At 61.5% G+C, this 17,363-nt stretch carries 15 protein-coding genes and 1 pseudogene; 8 read left to right on the top strand and 8 right to left on the bottom strand.

Annotated features, from left to right (window positions below; all coding sequences use genetic code 11):
- Positions 1–4 precede the first annotated feature (4 nt).
- From C7T36_RS25020 to C7T36_RS25030, 3 genes and pseudogenes are all read right to left on the bottom strand, one after another.
- Positions 5–1,708, bottom strand: a complete 1,704-nt coding sequence (locus tag C7T36_RS25020; protein WP_045068474.1) for an OB-fold domain-containing protein — start codon at positions 1,706–1,708, stop codon at positions 5–7.
- Positions 1,709–1,722: 14 nt separating this feature from the next.
- Entirely contained in the window at positions 1,723–3,069 is a 1,347-nt protein-coding gene (locus C7T36_RS25025; RefSeq protein ID WP_033232470.1) for a cytochrome P450, read from the bottom strand.
- A 59-nt stretch (positions 3,070–3,128) separates the two neighbouring features.
- Positions 3,129–3,314, bottom strand: a pseudogene (locus C7T36_RS25030) (ferredoxin); the annotation flags it as partial.
- A 447-nt stretch (positions 3,315–3,761) separates the two neighbouring features.
- Between C7T36_RS25030 and C7T36_RS25035 the strand changes: the two are divergent.
- Entirely contained in the window at positions 3,762–5,252 is a 1,491-nt protein-coding gene (locus tag C7T36_RS25035) for an aldehyde dehydrogenase family protein (protein WP_045068480.1), read from the top strand.
- Complete coding sequence (locus tag C7T36_RS25040) at positions 5,249–6,454, top strand: CaiB/BaiF CoA-transferase family protein (RefSeq protein ID WP_045068482.1); 1,206 nt, start codon at positions 5,249–5,251, stop codon at positions 6,452–6,454. Before C7T36_RS25035 ends, C7T36_RS25040 begins: the two co-directional genes overlap by 4 nt.
- An 83-nt stretch (positions 6,455–6,537) precedes the next feature.
- Here C7T36_RS25040 and C7T36_RS25045 read toward each other — a convergent pair whose 3' ends face one another.
- Together C7T36_RS25045 and C7T36_RS25050 are read right to left on the bottom strand one after the other, a co-directional pair.
- Positions 6,538–6,897, bottom strand: coding sequence for a hypothetical protein (locus C7T36_RS25045; RefSeq protein WP_033232465.1), 360 nt, complete (start codon positions 6,895–6,897; stop codon positions 6,538–6,540).
- 2 nt (positions 6,898–6,899) lie between these two features.
- Positions 6,900–8,051, bottom strand: a complete 1,152-nt coding sequence (locus C7T36_RS25050; protein ID WP_033232463.1) for a Rieske 2Fe-2S domain-containing protein — start codon at positions 8,049–8,051, stop codon at positions 6,900–6,902.
- A 195-nt stretch (positions 8,052–8,246) separates the two neighbouring features.
- Between C7T36_RS25050 and hsaA the strand changes: the two genes are divergently transcribed.
- Genes hsaA through hsaB form a run of 4 tightly spaced genes read left to right on the top strand, consistent with a single transcriptional unit; the run spans position 8,247 to position 11,771 of the window.
- On the top strand, positions 8,247–9,422 hold the full coding sequence (hsaA, locus tag C7T36_RS25055) for a 3-hydroxy-9,10-secoandrosta-1,3,5(10)-triene-9,17-dione monooxygenase oxygenase subunit (protein WP_045069644.1): 1,176 nt from the start codon (positions 8,247–8,249) through the stop codon (positions 9,420–9,422).
- An 11-nt stretch (positions 9,423–9,433) separates the two neighbouring features.
- Entirely contained in the window at positions 9,434–10,312 is an 879-nt protein-coding gene (hsaD, locus tag C7T36_RS25060) for a 4,5:9,10-diseco-3-hydroxy-5,9,17-trioxoandrosta-1(10),2-diene-4-oate hydrolase (protein ID WP_033232461.1), read from the top strand.
- Positions 10,312–11,214 (top strand): iron-dependent extradiol dioxygenase HsaC, encoded by a 903-nt coding sequence (gene hsaC / locus C7T36_RS25065; protein ID WP_045068484.1) that lies wholly within the window; start codon positions 10,312–10,314, stop codon positions 11,212–11,214. The genes hsaD and hsaC overlap by 1 nt, the downstream gene beginning before the upstream one ends.
- The gene (gene hsaB, locus C7T36_RS25070) at positions 11,211–11,771 is read left to right on the top strand and encodes a 3-hydroxy-9,10-secoandrosta-1,3,5(10)-triene-9,17-dione monooxygenase reductase subunit (protein WP_033232457.1); all 561 of its coding nucleotides are present in this window, start codon (positions 11,211–11,213) and stop codon (positions 11,769–11,771) included. Before hsaC ends, hsaB begins: the two co-directional genes overlap by 4 nt.
- Positions 11,772–11,840: 69 nt before the next feature.
- On the opposite strand, the gene C7T36_RS30670 is transcribed toward hsaB, so the two are convergent.
- On the bottom strand, positions 11,841–12,647 hold the full coding sequence (locus tag C7T36_RS30670) for an Abi-alpha family protein (protein ID WP_045068486.1): 807 nt from the start codon (positions 12,645–12,647) through the stop codon (positions 11,841–11,843).
- Positions 12,648–12,649: 2 nt separating this feature from the next.
- Complete coding sequence (locus C7T36_RS25080) at positions 12,650–13,924, bottom strand: hypothetical protein (protein WP_033232453.1); 1,275 nt, start codon at positions 13,922–13,924, stop codon at positions 12,650–12,652.
- Between the two features lie 332 nt (positions 13,925–14,256).
- Here C7T36_RS25080 and thrS point away from each other — a divergent pair, with 332 nt between their 5' ends.
- Positions 14,257–15,492: a threonine--tRNA ligase gene (gene thrS / locus C7T36_RS25085; RefSeq protein WP_045068489.1), complete on the top strand. Its 1,236-nt coding sequence runs from the start codon at positions 14,257–14,259 to the stop codon at positions 15,490–15,492.
- Here thrS and C7T36_RS25090 read toward each other — a convergent pair.
- Positions 15,489–15,935, bottom strand: a complete 447-nt coding sequence (locus tag C7T36_RS25090; RefSeq protein WP_003945852.1) for a MarR family winged helix-turn-helix transcriptional regulator — start codon at positions 15,933–15,935, stop codon at positions 15,489–15,491. The genes thrS and C7T36_RS25090 overlap by 4 nt on opposite strands.
- A 143-nt stretch (positions 15,936–16,078) precedes the next feature.
- On the opposite strand from C7T36_RS25090, the gene C7T36_RS25095 reads away from it, so the two are divergent.
- On the top strand, positions 16,079–17,260 hold the full coding sequence (locus tag C7T36_RS25095; protein WP_045068492.1) for an MFS transporter: 1,182 nt from the start codon (positions 16,079–16,081) through the stop codon (positions 17,258–17,260).
- Positions 17,261–17,363: the final 103 nt, after the last annotated feature.

Genomic DNA, 17,363 nt, shown 5'->3' on the forward strand with positions numbered 1-17,363 from the left:
TCCACTATCGATCCGTTCGAAGGAGCATTGCGCCGCCGGGGGACAGGCCACCCGTGGCCGCGACGGCGACCTTGGCGCCGACGACCTGACGTTCACCGGCCTCGCCGCGCAACTGTGTGACCGCTTCGTGAATCAGCCCCATGCCGTGGGTGCGGCCGTGTGAGAGTTGTCCACCGTGCGTGTTGAGTGGGATCACGCCGTCGCGGGCAATGTTGTGGCCGCCGTCGAGGAAGTCCTTTGCTTCGCCGATGCCGCAGAAGCCCAGCGCTTCGATCCAGGACAGGCAGTTGAACGAGAATCCGTCGTAGAGTTGCGCGACGTCGACATCACTGGGGCGCATCGTGGTTCGTGTCCACAGGTGAGCAGCTGGGCCGAGAACCTGAGGCTCGTGTGTCAGTGTGCTCTGATCCCATTCGATACGTTCGACAATCTGCGTTCCGACAGCTTCGACGAGTACCGGCGGCTTGGCAAGATCGTGTGCTGCATCGATGGCGGACACGATCACGGCGACCGAAGCGTCGCACGGTACGTCGCAGTCGTAGAGACCGAATGGCGTGGTGATGGTGCGGGCCGAGAGGTAGTCGTCCATCGTCATCGGGTCGCGATAGATCGCGCTCGGATTGAGTGCGGCATTGGCTCGTTGGTTCAGCGCAATCCAGCCCAAGCTTTCGCGAGTTGTGCCGTACTTGTGGAAGTGGCGCTGCGCATTCTGCGCGAGAGTGTGTGCTGCGGAGGTCGCTCCGAACGGGAACATCCAGCTCGGGGTGCGACTCGGCGCGGGTGGGCTGATTTCGCCCAGACGCATCAATTCGTTGTGGGTGGCTTCCCAGACGGTTCGGTAGCACAGCACGTGGCGGGCAAGGCCGCTGGCGACGGCGATCATCGCCGCGATCACCGAACCGCTGGGGCCGAAGGTTTCAATGCCGCCGTTATGCCAGGTCGGCCGGATGCCGAGAGCCGCCTCGACGCCGGTCACCCCGCCGCCCTCGCCGAACCCCCCTACCGGTCCGGCGCCGGGATAGCTTGCGAGACCGTCGATGTCGTCCATCGTGAGGCCGGCATCGGCGACAGCGCGTTCGCACGCCTGCACCGTCAGCTCCATGGGGGAGAGCATCAAGCGTCGGCCGATCTCGGACATGCCGATGCCGGTGAGCGCCGCCTTGTCCTCGAACTTCACGGTGGTGGACATCGGTCGCACGCGTCGCCGGATCTCTTCCGGATCACCCTCGGCCTGTGGCAGCGGCGCAGGTTCTGGTTGCTCGGCCGTCGGCCGGAACAACGGGAGCCACACATCCCCGTCCTGGTGGAAGACAACTTCCATGCGCATGCCCAAGTGCAGCTGCGCAGGATCGCACTCGATGACGTTGGTAGTCAGCCGAACCCGAGGATCGTCTTCGATCGCGACCTGAGCCACCACGTAGGGTGCCGGAAGCCCAGGCATGCTGAAGCGTTCGTTGACCGTGAATCCGATGAGGGTGGCGTAGCCGGAAACCACGCGCACGCCCATCTGATGTGAACGGCAGTACCTGCAGACCGGCTGCGGCGGATGGATGAGAGCCGTACAGGACTCGCACTCCTGTACGCGCAGCCGGCCATCCGCGCCGGACGTCCAGTAGAACCGGTTTTGCCGGGTCACAAGGGGAAGAGGACGCCCCGACTCGGCTACCTTGTTCTCGTTTACCGGATCGACTACCGCGGAATCAGTCACTTACTTCAGTTTCCTTACTTCTGCGCAGTGATCGGTGCGGCGAGTCCCTGCTCGTCGACGATCAGTTGGATTTTCTCGAGGGTCTCGTCGAGGCCGGCACCGAGACGCGGGCCGGGGGTGAAGGTCGCCGGGAGGTGACGCATGCCCTGGATGACGCCGATGGAGTCGTAGTGCACGGTGCCTTCGGGGTCGCACGTGAAGTCGGGCATCCGGTCGAACACTGCGACGAGCATGCGCTTGAAGACCGTTCGGGCCAGGTTCGAGCCGATGCATCGGTGTACTCCCAGACCGAAACTGAAGTGTCGGTTGGCCGTTCGTTCGAGGTCGACGGTATTCGGGTCCTCGAAGAGTTCGGGGTCGCGGTTGGCCATTGCCCAGGAGAGCCAGAGTCGATCGCCCTCTTTGAACTGCACGCCGCCCAATTCGCCGTCGGCGGAGAAGGTGCGGCCGTCGCCCGGTGTCGGGCAGAAGAAGCGGAGAAATTCTTCCGTTGCCGAGTCCAGCATGGTGTCGCGTTCCCGGCTGAGAATCTCGCGCTGATCCGGGTTCTGTGACAGCCACTCGAGTGCGTGTGACGTGAGCGCCGTTGTCGTGTCGAACCCGCCGCCGATGAGCAGGCTGAGGACTCCGAGAAGTTCGAGATCGTCTGGCTTCTCGCCGTTGACGGTGGCTCGGGCGATCGCGTCGACCATGCCGGGCCTGGGGTTCTCGCGGATCTGGTGGAGATTGGTGAGGAGGTCCAATCCCATGGCGCGGTGGAGTTCACCGATCCGGGCGATGTCAGGTGAATCCGGCGGGGTGTACATAGCCGCGTGTACCGGCTCGCAGTAAACGGACCATTTGACGACGGGGATACCGAGCATTGCCAGCGTGATGACGGCCGGGACGATGTTTGCCAGATCGTCGATGAAGTCGATCTTGCCGGACTCGATCTTCTCGTCGAGGCTGGCGCGGATCACCTCGTCGATCAGCGGAACCCACTTCTTGATAGCAGCAGGAGACAGGTAGGGGTTGAGAACCGCACGGAACTCGCGATGCTCGGGGTCGTCCATTTCCAGGATGCCGCCACGGACACCGGACGCGCGTTCCGCGGTCGGAATCATGATTCCCTTGTAACCACGACGAACTCCCTTGAGGTCGTGATCATTCGAGATGTCAGCGGACCGAGCGAGAGCGAAGACCTCGTCGCCGCCCGACGCAACCCAGTGCCCGCCGTGGGTATCGGACCAGGCCATCGGACACTTCGAGTGCATCTCCTGGGTGATGTCCAGGAAGTTGTCGCGATAGTCCGCTGCGTGCCGGTCGAACTGGAATACGGGCTTCTCGTGGTTGTCTTGCGCTGGCGCATTGTCGATGCTCATGGAGCTGTCCTCTCTGGCGTCTTGGCGTCGGCGTTCTCGGAGGCGGAGTTGCTCGCAAAGATGGTGATGGCCTGCTCCGGGCAGGAATGGGCAGCTTCCCGCACCTTGTCCTCGAGATCGGCAGGAACATCGCCTTCGATGGCCGTAGCGTGGCCGTCGATGTCGCTCAGTTCGAACACATCCGGTGCAGCCATAGCGCACAGTGTGTGCCCTTGGCACAGTGCTGGGTCGACCTTCACCTTCACAATATTCCTCCTGTTTGCACGTGAATCTTTTTGTTATTCAGGCTGTTTCGACTAGCTGATCGGGGATGGCCGGCAATGACGATGTTGATCGAACTTGCGTCGTAGACGGACGGAAGGTGGGCACAGAACGTGTCCATGCCGCGAGATGGGCTGGGCTGGGAAATGGCTCGGGCCTGAGTGCGTGACTCACCGGCGACGGGGCTGCCGTCGTTACAGGTGAGCGTTCGAGTGTCGCATTCCGGTTCACAAGAATCTCCAATTCAATTTTGGAGAATCCTACTCTCGCTCTGACGTGGCCGCAAGATCCCGAGTAGAGACTGCTCAGGTGCAATGCAACCTTTCGGTGGGGGGTATGCGTACGACTTCACAGTTGCTACATTCACACCACCAGGATGCAATATTCTCGAATATGAGAACTCTATTTTCATACTTTAGTGAGGAGAACGGATGTCATCTCAGGAAACGGTGTCGGGCAACGAGGGCACCGCCGTGCTGGATGTCGATCGGCGTTTGCTCATCGACGGAAAGCTCGTGACAACGGAGCAGACGTTTGCATCGATCAATCCCGCTACCGGTGAGATCCTCGGTTACGCACCGAATGCGGGTGTCGCGGAGGCAGAAGCCGCTATCGCAGCAGCGCGCAAGGCGTTCGACACCACCAGCTGGGCAACCGATGTGGAATTCCGCATCAAGTGCCTCGACCAGCTGCACCAGGCAATGCTCGACAATCTCGAAGAGTTTCGTGCGCTGACGATCGCCGAAGTCGGAGCCACCTACATCAATACGCAGGGTAACCAGCTCGAGGCGCCCATCGGCATCATCCGCTACTACGCCGATCTGCTGCGCACCTACCCGCTGACCGAACAGCTCGGCGAGGTAGACATCAAGGGGCAGAAGCACAATCGCTGGATCGAGAAGGAAGCCGCCGGAGTCGTTTCCGCGATCATTGCGTACAACTACCCGAATCAGCTGGCGTTTGCCAAGCTGATTCCGTCGCTCGCCGCCGGTTGTACGATCGTCCTCAAGGGCGCTCCGGACACACCACTCATCACATTGGCGCTGGGCGAACTGATTGCCAATCACACCGATATTCCGGCCGGCGTGGTCAACGTACTGTCTTCGTCCGACGTGGAGACCGGCAAGATCATGACCACCCATCCCGACGTGGACGTGGTCACCTTTACCGGATCCACGCCCGTCGGCGCGTCGATCATGGCTGCGGCAAGTGCGAGCCTCAAGAAGGTCTTCCTCGAACTCGGTGGCAAGTCGGCATTGATCGTGCTCGAGGACGCGGACTTCGGCACCGTTGCACAGTTCGCGGCATTCTCCATCTGCTCCAACACAGGTCAGGGCTGTGCGCTCACCACCCGGCTGCTCGTGCCGCGGGCACATCACGACGAGATCGTCGCGAAGGTGGCCGGAATGATGGCGCACGTGCCGGTCGGAGACCCGACCAACCCGAAGATCTACATGGGCCCGCTCATCAGCGAGAAGCAGCGAGACAAGGTCGACGGTTTGGTTCAGCGGGCCGTCGAGGCGGGCGCGACGCTCGTGACCGGTGGCACGCGGATCGATCCCGGCTACTTCTACACGCCGACCCTGCTGGCAAATGTCCACCCGGACAGCGAAATTGCGCAGGAAGAGGTCTTCGGACCCGTGCTCGCAGTCATCCCGTTCGATGACGACGATCATGCCGTGGAGATCGCCAACAACTCGAAGTACGGACTCTCCGGTGGCGTGCTTGGTGCCGACGACGATCGCGCGATCGCCATCGGCCGCCGTATCCGCACCGGAACCTTCAGCGTCAACGGTGGCAACTACTTCACCCCCGATGTTCCGTTCGGTGGGTACAAGCAGTCGGGCATCGGCCGTGAGATGGGTACCGCCGGACTGGAGGAGTTCCTCCAGACCAAGGCTTTTGCGACGGTGGTCAAGTGAAGCCACTCGAGGGGATCCGCGTTCTCGAGGTCGCGATGTACGGCTTCGTTCCGTCGGCGGGCGCAGTGCTCGCCGACTGGGGCGCCGAGGTCGTCAAGGTGGAACACGCCGTCACCGGTGACCCACAGCGCGGCCTTCGTCAGGTCGGTGCGTTGAAGGTCGAGGGGGATCCCAACCCCAACGTCGAGCACGCCAACCGAGGCAAGCGCAGTATCGGCATCGACATGGGAACCGCCGAGGGTAAAGAGGTGTTGGATGCACTGATCCGCACAGCGGACGTGTTCCTCACAAGCTTCCTGCCCCAGGCTCGGACCAAGTTCGGAATCGACGTGGACGACGTCCGCGCCGTGAACCCGAAGATCGTCTACGCCCGCGGCAGTGCACTCGGGCCGCGCGGTGTCGAGTCCGACAAGGGTGGGTACGACATGACGGCCTTCTGGGCCAGGGCCGGAATTGCCGCTACTCTCACGCCTCCTGGAGTGGACGGCATGATCACCCCGCCGGGGCCGGCGTTCGGTGACACGATCTCCGGCACGAACCTTGCCGGCGGTGTTGCGGCAGCGCTGCTCAAGAGAGAACGTACGGGCGAGACCTCGGTAGTCGACGTCTCCCTCCTGGGCAGCGGCGTGTGGGCCATGGGACACGGGATTGCGTTGTCGGCGCATCTCGACCAGGCCATGGTGGCGCCGGTGCCGGGTGGTCATGGTGCACTGACCAATCCGTTGTCCGGGTTGTACCGCACATCGGACGGGCGCTTCCTTTCGTTCGTGATGCTCCAGGCCGGCAAGTACTGGGCCGATGTGTGTCGCCACATCGATCGCCTCGACCTCATCGACGACCCTCGTTTTGCCGATTCCAAGCAGATTGCCGCCAATACCGAAGCCGCAGTGGCTATTCTGCGTGAGGTACTGGGCAGCCGCACACTCGCGGAATGGTCGGAGAAGTTTGCCACTCTTGCCGGTCCGTGGGCGCCTGTGCAGGACTCGTTGCAAGTGTCGAGCGACGCGCAGGTTCTGGCCAACGAATATCTGCTCAAGGCAGGGGAACTCGAACTGGCCGCAAACCCGGTGCAGTTCGACGTCACTGCACCCGAACTGCGTGCAGGACCGGAATTCGCCGCTCACACAGACGAAATTCTGACAGAGTTGGGATTCGACTGGGAACGTGTCATCGCTTTCAAGATCGCGGGAGCAGTTACCTAGGAACTGTGACCACACCTGACAAATGAGGGCCGACCCGTTGGGGTCGGCCCTCATTTCAGTTCTCGTGCAACTGTTCGCGGTGCTCAGCTGTTTTCGGCGTCGCGAACCGTAATTGTGCCGTCCCTGACGGCGTCGGCGATGCTCTCATGGAGCATCGGGCAGCCGTCCTTGAGTGCAGATTTCTGCCCCGACGCGATGGCGTCCTTGAACGTGTGACACCGACGTGCCGGGTCGGAGGTCCACTGAATGCTGGTGTGCTTGTACGTGTTCTTGCGAACCAGTACGCACGCGCCGCATGTCTTGCAATCGACTTCCTGCATCCCCGAGTCGAGGTATTCCTGCTTGTCCTCGACGGTCTGGGCTTCGATTGCGCCCCGCCGTTCCGGTTGCCCGGCAAAGTCCGGAGCCTTGGCCCAACGGAGGTCACGGATCGAGGCGCTCACGACTAGACCTCTGCTTCCTTCTTTGCAGCGGCTTCCTTCTCGGCCTTCTGACGGGCGAGGTTTTCCTCGACCTCAGCGTGCCAGGCTTCGTTGGCCTTGGTGGTGTCCACTTCGAACTCGAAGCGCTGCGTCATCTTCTCGGTGACGTCGGCCTTGTCGACGTAGAACTGCTCGTACCAGCGTCGTAGCTGGTAGACGGGGCCGTCCTCCTCGCAGAGGAGTGGATTTTCGATCTTGGTCTTGTTCTTCCAGATCGCGACGTCCTGAAGGAATCCTTCGCTGATGCCCTCGGTGAACTTGCCGGCCAACTTGTCGGCCATTTCGTCGGAGACGCCCGTCGGCTTCTTGACCGTCACGCCCCACTGCAGCACGAATGAATCCGGGCTGATCGGGTAGTGGCAGTTGATCAGGACGCTTTCGACCTCGTATCCGCTGTAGCTGTTCCACAGAGGATTGACCATGTACGACGGTCCGTAATACGCAGCCTCGGAGCGAAGTAGCGTATCGCCGCCGTACTGGGATGCCATTCCGATGTCGGGACGGCCCGTGGTGTTGAGGTACTGAGTGGCGATCTCACCTTCGAAGACGTTCTTGAAGTACGTCGGGAAGGCGTAGTGGATGTAGTAGAAGTGCGCCATGTCCACGACGTTGTCGATTATCTCGCGGCAGTTGGAACCCTCGATGACCATGGAGTTCCAGGTCCAGTCTGTCCACTCGTCGCTGTACGCGCCCTCGATGCGAGGGATCACGATTTCCTCGGGCGGAGGATTGCCCTCTGGGTCGTTCCAGACGAAGAGCTGAGCGTTCTGTTCGAGTGTGTGCCACGCCCGGGTGCGGGCGAGCGGGGGCACGCGGCGGGCGTAGGGAATGCCGGTGCACTTTCCGTTTCCACCCCAGCGCCAGTCATGGAACGGGCACGCGATGGAATCGCCTTTGACCTCGCCTTGGGTGAGGTCACCGCCCATATGTCGGCAGTACCCGTCGAGGACTTTGATATCGCCCTTGCTGTCGGCGAACACCACGAGCTTGGTACCGAAAGCCTCGATCGCGTGCGGTTTGCCGTCCTTGAAGGTCTTCAGAAGACCCAGGCAATGCCATCCACGCGCGAACCGCGTCTGCACCGTTCCCACGTCGATCTCGCGAATCTGCGCCATAGTGACCTCACATCCCTTCTAGCTGTTAATAGAACACGTTATAGAATGAACTCTGATTTCGCTAGATTTCGGATGCACTTGTTACAGCATTGCGGCCCTCAATGACGCGATTTGCGACATCTCGACAGAAAAGAGAACGTGTTCTAGTCTCAAAGGTAAGTGAACTATCCGAGCGAGACAGACGGGAGCGTCGAAGTGGGTAACCATGACAGCCACGAGGTGATGCAGAAGCTCGACGCATTGTTGCCGGCACTACGTGAGCGGGCGCAGGAGACCGAGGATCTTCGTCGTATCCCTGACGAGTCCGTCAAGGCATTGCAGGAGACCGGTTTCTTCCGTCTACTGCAGCCGAAGCAGTGGGGCGGATACGAAGCCGATCCGGTCCTGTTCTACTCGGCGGTCAAAAAGATCGCGAGCGCCTGCGGATCGACGGGGTGGGTCTCCTCGATCATCGGCGTTCACAACTGGCACCTGGCTCTGTTCTCGCAGCAGGCCCAGGAAGACGTGTGGGGCAAGGACTCTGACGTTCGCATCTCGTCCTCTTACGCGCCCATGGGTATGGGTGAGGTAGTCGAGGGCGGATACAAGGTCAACGGCGCGTGGGCGTGGTCATCGGGTTGCGACCATGCAACGTGGGCAGTTCTCGGCGGGCCGGTCTTCAAGGACGGTCGCGCCGTCGATTTTGTCAGCTACCTGATTCCCCGCGAGGACTACCAGATCGACGACGTCTGGAATGTGGTCGGACTGCGCGGAACCGGCTCCAATACCGTTGTGGTCAAGGATGTATTTGTTCCGACCCATCGCGTGCTGAGCTTCCGGGCGATGAGCGAACTGACTGCTCCCGGACTCGAGAACAACACCGCTCCCGTCTACCGGATGCCGTGGGGCACCATTCATCCCACTACGATTTCGGCCCCGATCGTCGGAATGGCTTACGGCGCTTACGAAGCGCACGTCGAGCATCAGGGCAAGCGGGTTCGCGCAGCCTTTGCCGGCGAGAAGTCCAAGGACGATCCGTTTGCGAAGGTACGTATCGCCGAGGCATCCAGCGACATCGATGCAGCCTGGCGTCAACTGTCCGGCAATGTCGCCGACGAGTACGCGTTGATCCTTGCGGGCGAAGAGGTTCCGATGGAACTGCGTCTGCGAGCGCGACGCGATCAGGTCCGGGCCACCGGTCGCGCGATCGCGTCCATCGACAAGCTCTTCGAGAACTCCGGAGCAACAGCACTGCAGAACGGCACGCCGATTCAGCGATTCTGGCGCGACGCTCACGCCGGACGCGTCCACGCGGCCAACGATCCAGAACGCGCATACGTCATGTTCGGAACAGGCGAGTTCGGTCTGCCGATCACCGACACGATGGTCTAGGGGAGACGTCCGTGACAACCACCGAAGAAGTGTTCACCTACGAATCCACGTCGCGTTTTGCGCAGGTGCGCCCCGACCTGAAACTGCATTTCCACGAAGCCGGGGTAGGGAACGATCGCACCATCGTGCTGCTGCACGGAGGCGGTCCGGGAGCGTCGTCGTGGTCGAACTTTGCCCGCAACATTCCGGTGTTGGCGAAGAACTTTCACGTCATCGCGGTCGATCAGCCCGGCTACGGACAGTCGGACAAGCCGACCGAGCATCCGCAGTACTTCGTGCACAGTGCGTCGGCGCTCAACGACCTCCTGGACACGCTCGAGATCACCGGTCGCGTTGATCTTCTGGGCAATTCGCTCGGTGGTGGCGCTGCTGTTCGCTTTGCGCTCGACTACCCGGACCGTGCCGGCCGGCTGGTCCTCATGGGGCCAGGCGGTCTGAGTGTCAATCTCTTTGCACCCGACCCCACCGAAGGCGTCAAGAACCTCGGGAAGTTCAGCTACCAGCCCACACGTGAGAACCTCGAAGCATTCCTGCGGATCATGGTCTTCGATCAGAAGCTGATCACGCCGGAACTCGTCGACGAACGTTTTGCCGCAGCCAGTACTCCCGAGTCCCTGGCTGCGGCCAAGGCGATGGGTAAGTCCTTCTCCAGCGGAGACTTCGAGCTCGGCATGCTCTGGCGCGAGGCGTACAAACTGCGCCAACGGGTGCTGTTGATCTGGGGCCGTGAAGACCGCGTCAACCCGCTCGACGGCGCACTGGTGGCGCTCAAGATGATTCCGCGCGCGCAACTGCATGTCTTCGGTGGTTGTGGGCACTGGGCGCAACTCGAGAAGTTCGACGAATTCAACCGGCTCGCAACCGACTTCTTGCTCGACGGAGGTAAGTGATGGGTATTCGATCTCTGGCATACATGCGTATCGGGGCCACCGATATGGGCGCATGGCGCGAGTACGGGCTCAAGGTTCTCGGCATGAGCGAGGGCAAGGGCGTCGACCCCGATTCGCTGTACCTTCGCATGGACGATTTCCCGGCACGTCTGGTCATCGTTCCGAACGAGTCGGATCGTCTGCTCGTCTCCGGGTGGGAGACAGCGAATGCGGCTGAGCTGCAGGATATCCGTGACAGGTTGTCGGCAGCCGGGGTTCCCTTCAAGGAGGGCACGTCGGAGCAGTTGAAGGACCGTCGCGTGGTCGAGCTGATTGCGTTCGAGGACACCTCGGGGAACTTGCTCGAGGTGTTTCACGGTGTAGCGCTCGAACATCGACGCGTCGTGAGCCCGTATGGACACAAGTTCGTCACGGGGGAGCAGGGGCTCGGACACGTCGTGCTCACCACCGATGACGACGACGCGTCGTTGCGCTTCTACCGCGACGTCCTCGGATTCAAACTGCGGGACTCGATGCGTCTGCCACCGCAAATGGTCGGCCGACCCGCTGACGGCGATCCGGCGTGGCTGAGGTTCCTCGGCTGCAACCCACGTCACCACAGCCTGGCGTTCCTGCCGTTCCCCAATCCGACGGGCATCGTGCACCTGATGCTCGAGGTGGAGAACTCAGACGACGTCGGACTGTGCCTTGACCGTGCGCTGCGCAAGAAGGTCAAGATGTCGGCGACCCTCGGGCGCCACGTCAACGACGAAATGCTCTCGTTCTACATGAAGACTCCCGGCGGCTTCGACATCGAATTCGGTTGTGAGGGACGCGAGGTCGAAGACGAGAGTTGGATCGCGCGGGAAAGTACGGCAGTGAGTCTGTGGGGTCACGACTTCACGGTCGGACTGAAGCCGTGAGTGCCCCTGCACTCGACCCGCGGCAGTTCCGTACCGTCCTGGGCCAGTTCTGTACCGGTGTCACCATCATCACGACCGTCGACGACGGCGTGCCGGTGGGTTTTGCGTGTCAGTCGTTTGCCGCGCTCTCCCTCGACCCGCCCCTGGTGTTGTTCTGCCCCACCAAGGGTTCTCGGTCGTGGGCGGCAATCGAGAAGACCGGAAAGTTTGCCGTCAACGTGTTGGCGGAGGAACAACAGTCGGTATGCGCGCGCTTCGGTTCGCGTGAGCCGGACAAGTTCGCCGGTATCGACTGGACACCGTCGCCGTTGGGTTCACCGATCATCGACAAATCGCTCGCGCACATCGACTGCACCGTCGAAACCGTCCATGACGGCGGCGATCACTTCGTGGTCTTCGGTCGGGTCTCGTCGATGAGTGAGGTCAAGACCGAGCGTCCACTGCTGTTCTATCGCGGGCAGTACACCGGGATCGAACCGGACAAGACCGTCCCCGCGCATTGGCGGGACGATCTCGAGGCGTTCCTGACAACAACGACGGAAGACACCTGGCTGTAGGGGCCTGCGGCCCCTGTGCGCCTTTTTGGTAGTGGGGACTGCCGGAAAGGCGCACAGGGGGCGGAGCCCCTACAAGGAAAAACACGTCTGGCAGAAGTCCTCACCGAACGGCGTGAGCAGGATGCTACGACGCACTATCTTGTTGGACCGGCCCGCGCGGCGAACGGCGTCGATCACCGCGGGCTGGACTTCGACGACCTGATATCGATCCGCTTCGACAGGTTCTCGAGAGAATGACACCAGCCCGAGTCGGTGCAGGTTGTTGAGGTAGGCATTCGTGCGATCCAGGTGCCGGCACCCGGCGAGATCGCCGATCATCGACAGGCCTTCGTCGATCATTTCCGACCCGACGCCGAAGGGCCGGGCTGTCCGGACGTCGACGCTCGGTTGTGCGCCCGACAATGCGAGCAGGCGCAGGATGCGTGCTTCGTCCGGTGCAATCTCGTCGAGGATTCGGTCGTAGGCGGGGTGAAGATCGTCGCGGTCGGTGACGTCGGCGGAACGGTCGAGCAGGTTGTCGCCGCGCTGGCGAAGGGCCGCGAGCATGGCCTCGGTGCTCTGTTTACCGGTGGGGCGAGCGCGCATGGCCGATCGCAGGTTTTCGGATCGGGAGGGCCCGGCACTTGCCGTTCGCTTTGTCGAAGGTTGAACGTTGGCGGCTTCGGCGGCCTCTGCTGCCGCGTCGGCGGCGGCTGCAACGATCTGCCGCGTCGCCTCGCGCGCTGTGCCCAACGCCCACCCCGTTATTTTCAGGGAAGTGAGTGTGGTGGTGGCGGTCAAGCCGACCAGGCTACGGATCAACCGCTTTTCGACGGATTCTTCGGTGCCCGTGTCGATATCCCAGTCATACGTGGGTTCTTCGCGCTGCTCACTCATTCTCATACTCCGAATATCGCGAGGTGCAGGAAACCGGCCAACGAGCCGAGTACCGCTCCGTGGACGAACAACAACCATTCATCTTGTTTGACGGCAGATCTCAGCAGTTCGCTGAAGTCTTCCGGTGACAGTTTGTTCATTTGCGCCGTGACGAATATCCGGATTTTCTCGGACTGACTTTCGGCAAAAGCCGCGTCCTCGAATACTCGTGGAACGAGGTCGAGCACTTCGGTTGTCGCGAGGCTCGGCAGACGCTTGTAGCTTTGCGAGCCGACCGTCATTTTCACGACGGATCGTGCCCATCCGACGGCGTCGTCGACGGATTCACGAAGTACCTGATCGAGCATTCGGCGGGTTCGGTCCGAGCGTGGTCCTTCGAGAAGTTCTGTGCCGATGTTCTCGAGTGTGATGACGTGATCGGCGAGCGTTTTTGCGTACCCCTCGATGATCTCGGTGCGTCGTTTGAGGAAAAGACCTTGCCGCCACGGCACCCATCGGCTGGGCGCGATGGGCTCGAAGATCATTGTGATTCCGAGGTAGTTGACGATGTAGCCGATGATGACGCCGCCGATGGGCAGGATCCACCAGTACGGCAGGAAGTGCAGTACGGCCACCAGGACAAACCCCATCGGAAACCCGAAGTAGAAACCGAAGTTCTGCATGAATCGCAGTTCTTTGTTTCCCATGGTCCGGAAAATGTCGTTGAGTAGTTTCGGGTGCGACGACAGGTACCGGATCACCATGAGTTTGGCGTCGATGAATTCGTCGATGTTCTCTTCGATGCGGTCCGTGATGGTGCGGACGCTGGCCGGCAGATCTTCCTCGACCTTCCGGAAAACAGCTTCTTTCACCGGGTTCGGAAGGTTGTGCCAGAGCTGAGGATTCTCGGCGGTCATGATTCTGGTGACCACACCGCGGACTTCGCTTCGCGAGATGGTGACCAGATGTTCGGCGATGCTGTCCGGATCGAGTTCACGGTAGAAGTCGGCGATGCTGCCCACTTTTGCCAACGATTTGTCCACTGCGATCGACGCCATTTTCTCGGCCCGGGAGGGCACAATTCCTTGCCAACCGAAGCGGCCGTCGCTGGTGATCGCCGGGATTACCTGGACCCGGCGCGGGAGCAGTGGGAACAGGATCTTGAGGCCCGGAATTCTGACTCCGTGGAATTCGAGTGGGGCGAAGAGCATCAGAACGCCCGACCAATTGGTGATGTACCCGATGATTCCTGTGAACAAAGGAATGGTGATCAACTGTTCGAGCAAGTGGTCCGGCACCGTCGCCCATCCTCCTCATATCCGAGAACCTCACGTTCGGACATGATTGCCGAAACTTCGCTCTTCGTGGGTGTTTCCTTCGCTACTACTGCGCCTTCCCAGTTGCGTCAGCATAGATCCCCGGTAATCCGGGCCGTCGATGGGTCGGAAGTTAATGTAACCTGACGTACATGGTCAGCTTTGCGCACAACACGACGACGCCGGTTTCCTTCCGGCGCATCGATTAGCACCTGCTGACCGAACCCTTTTCCGCCCCGGGAGTTATCGCCCCGGGGTTGTTCTGTTTCTTCGCTCCGATGCGCGACTCCCCTTGAACGATTTGGAGAGCTCTCATGAGCGTTGACCACCGCGAACTCGGACGCGAGCTGGAACTTTTCACCACCACCCCCATCGTCGGAGCGGGCCTTCCGCTCTGGTTGCCGGACGGCGCGATCATCAGGAGCGAACTCGAGAAGTTCGCGGCCGAGCAAGCTGCTCGGTCCGGATGTCGCAGTGTCTACACCCCGGTGATGGCGAAGAAGGAGTTGTACGAGAGATCGGGACATTGGTCCAAGTTCTCGGAAGACATGTTCCCCGAAATGCAGATAGGTGGGGAATCGTTTCTTCTTCGTCCTGCTAACTGTCCTCATCACGCACAGGTATTCGCCGCGCGCGGCCGTAGTTATCGCGAACTCCCTTTCCGCCTTCGCGAACTCGGCTCGATGTTCCGTAGCGAACTCTCCGGTGTTCTCAGCGGACTGAGCCGCGTCAGGCAGATCAATCTCGACGACGCACACGTCTTCTGCACTCGTGACCAAGTTCGAGCCGAAGTGATCGTTGCGATCGACGCGATCGAGCACTGCTACTCGACTCTCGGGATTGCCGAACGGGAATATCGGCTTTCGATCAGAGGGGCAGTGAGCGGAGGGGCAGCGGGGCAGTACCTCGGAACCGACGAACAGTGGGCCACCGCCGAGGATCAACTTCGCAGCGCACTGAATGCGCGCTCGATCGACTACGTGGAAGCCAAGGGAGAGGCTGCGTTCTACGGGCCCAAGATCGACGTCCAAGTGCGAGATGCGAACGGCCGCGAAGAAACACTCTCGACCGTCCAACTCGACTTCAACCAACCGGAGCGGTTCGGGCTCGAGTACACAGCGGAGGACGGAACCAAGGATCGTCCGGTGATGATCCATCGAGGCCTGCTGGGTTCGATGGAACGTATGACCGCGCTCTTGATCGAAAGGTTCGAAGGTCGGATGCCGCCGTGGCTGGCGCCCAACCAGGTCTCGATCCTGCCCGTCGGCGATCGGCATCAGGATGCGGCCGAGCGTCTACGGGCAGATCTCGAGGCTCGCGATGTCCGCGTGGCCGTTGCGTCCGAAGGGTCGTTGGGACGCCGCATCCGCGAGGCTCGTACTCACCGGGATTCGTACGTCGCCGTGATCGGGGACAACGAAGTGCGGGGCGGCACCGTCGACACTCTGATCCCGGCGCGGGATGAGCGGGCCGTCGTCGACGCGGGAGTGTTTGTCGATCAGGTGGTCGCGGACATCAACGAGCGTGCCCTGCTTCCGGCAGGGTTCTAGCCGACGGGAAGTTCGTGGAGCGCCCGCACCAACGGCGCGAGTTCGGGTGTCTTGCATGCCTCGTCGAGTGCGGCTTCGAGGGTGGCGTCGTGCGTCGGCCGTGCGCTTTCGAGAAGCTCGCGGCCGGCCGGCGTCAACTCGGTGTAGATGCCTCGACGGTCGTCGGCGCACAGGATTCGGGTCAGTAGTCCACGATCTTCGAGACGGTTGACCAATCGCGTCGTGGCACTGCTGCTCAGCGCGGCAGCGCGAGCCAGCTGGGCCATGCGCATGTGCCAGCCGTCTTGGCGGCTCAACGCGTCGAGGACTGTGTATTCGACGACGGACAGTTTGTGCTCACGCTGGAGAGCGCGTTCCAATTCGGTGTCGAGGGCGCCGTGCAGCGCTGCGAGCGTGCGCCACCCTTGCGAACGGATTTCGACGGCGTCGTCGGCGATCCCCATGTGATTCTCCTTGTCCGATTCCTGCCGCTCCAGGTTACCAGCTTGCGCATGTAGCGCGCGCATGCAACTATTTATAGCGCGCGTGCAACTACTGCACACGCCCGCTAACGGCTTACGCGTAAATCTGTGAAAGGAACATCGAGATGCCATTGGGTCTCATTGCCCTCGCTATGGGCGGGTTCGGGATCGGCCTCACCGAATTTGTCATCATGGGCCTGCTGCCCGAGGTCTCCGCCGATTTCGAGGTCACCGAAGCCGTAGCGGGCTACCTGATCTCCGGCTACGCACTGTCCGTCGCGATCGGTGCAATTCTGGTGACCGCGGCCGTCATCCGGTTCGAGCGCAAGAAGGTCCTACTCTCGCTGATGGTGCTGTTCATCATCGGCAACCTGATGTCCGCGCTGGCCCCGTCGTACGAGGTGATGATGGGTGGGCGCATCGTTGCGGCCCTGTGCCATGGCGCGTTCTTCGGCATCGGATCGGTGGTCGCCGCCGGAATGGTCGCACCGGACAAGCGTGCAGGTGCCATCGCAATGATGTTCTCCGGGTTGACCATTGCCAATGTTCTCGGCGTTCCGTTCGGCACGATGCTCGGCCAACAGTTCGGATGGCGCTCGACATTCTGGGCGATCACCGTCATCGGCATTGTCGCGCTGATCGGGATCGCGGTTCTGGTGCCTACGACGCCGGCACCAACGGCGGGCGGCGGGCTGCGCGGCGAACTCGGAGCCTTCCGCAACAAACAGGTGTGGCTCTCGATCGCGATCACGATTCTCGGCTACGGCGGAATGTTCGGCGCGTTCACGTACATCGCGTTCACTCTCACCGAGGTGAGTGGCTTTGCAGCGTCCAGTGTTCCGTGGTTGCTGATCCTTTTCGGTTCCGGTCTGTTTGTCGGCAACGTCCTCGGTGGGAAGGCTGCCGACCGTTCGCTGACGAAGGCGCTGGTCTGGATTCTCGCGATCTTGACCATCGTTCTGATCGTGTTCGCGGCGACTGCAGAGAGCAAGGTCATGACCGTGATCTCACTGTTCTTCATGGGCGCCTTCGGTTTTGCGACGGTACCCGGGCTGCAGATGCGGATCATGAACTACGCGTCGGAGGCGCCGACTATGGCATCGGGCGCCAATATCGCCGCGTTCAATGTCGGAAATGCATTGGGCGCGTGGCTCGGTGGTCTCACCATTGCCGCTGGGCTCGGCTTCACCTCCCCGATCTGGATGGGAGCCGCCGTCACCGTAGTCGGTTTGGTGGTGCTGCTCCTCGCGTCGTCGATGGACAGGTCGGAGAAGGCTCCCGAGCGGGACGGCGTACTGGTCGGGTAGTGCCGGGGTTGTCCGGGTCTGTACCCCACTTCACCTGAGCGAACGTACCTTTCGGCGCATCCAAGGCGACGAAAGGTACGTTCGCTCAGTCGGGCATGAGCCC

Origin of the sequence: Rhodococcus sp. AD45-ID, from assembly GCF_003023755.1 — a bacterium.
Lineage (GTDB): Bacteria > Actinomycetota > Actinomycetes > Mycobacteriales > Mycobacteriaceae > Rhodococcus_F > Rhodococcus_F globerula.

Excerpts from the sequence above, each read along its gene's own strand:
- C7T36_RS25025 (WP_033232470.1), bottom strand. The coding sequence starts at position 3,069 with ATGAGCATCGACAATGCGCCAGCGCAAGACAACCACGAGAAGCCCGTA.
- C7T36_RS25035 (WP_045068480.1), top strand. The coding sequence starts at position 3,762 with ATGTCATCTCAGGAAACGGTGTCGGGCAACGAGGGCACCGCCGTGCTG.
- C7T36_RS25050 (WP_033232463.1), bottom strand. The coding sequence starts at position 8,051 with ATGGCGCAGATTCGCGAGATCGACGTGGGAACGGTGCAGACGCGGTTC.
- hsaC (WP_045068484.1), top strand. The coding sequence starts at position 10,312 with ATGGGTATTCGATCTCTGGCATACATGCGTATCGGGGCCACCGATATG.
- C7T36_RS30670 (WP_045068486.1), bottom strand. The coding sequence starts at position 12,647 with ATGAGTGAGCAGCGCGAAGAACCCACGTATGACTGGGATATCGACACG.
- thrS (WP_045068489.1), top strand. The coding sequence starts at position 14,257 with ATGAGCGTTGACCACCGCGAACTCGGACGCGAGCTGGAACTTTTCACC.
- C7T36_RS25090 (WP_003945852.1), bottom strand. The coding sequence starts at position 15,935 with ATGGGGATCGCCGACGACGCCGTCGAAATCCGTTCGCAAGGGTGGCGC.
- C7T36_RS25095 (WP_045068492.1), top strand. The coding sequence starts at position 16,079 with ATGCCATTGGGTCTCATTGCCCTCGCTATGGGCGGGTTCGGGATCGGC.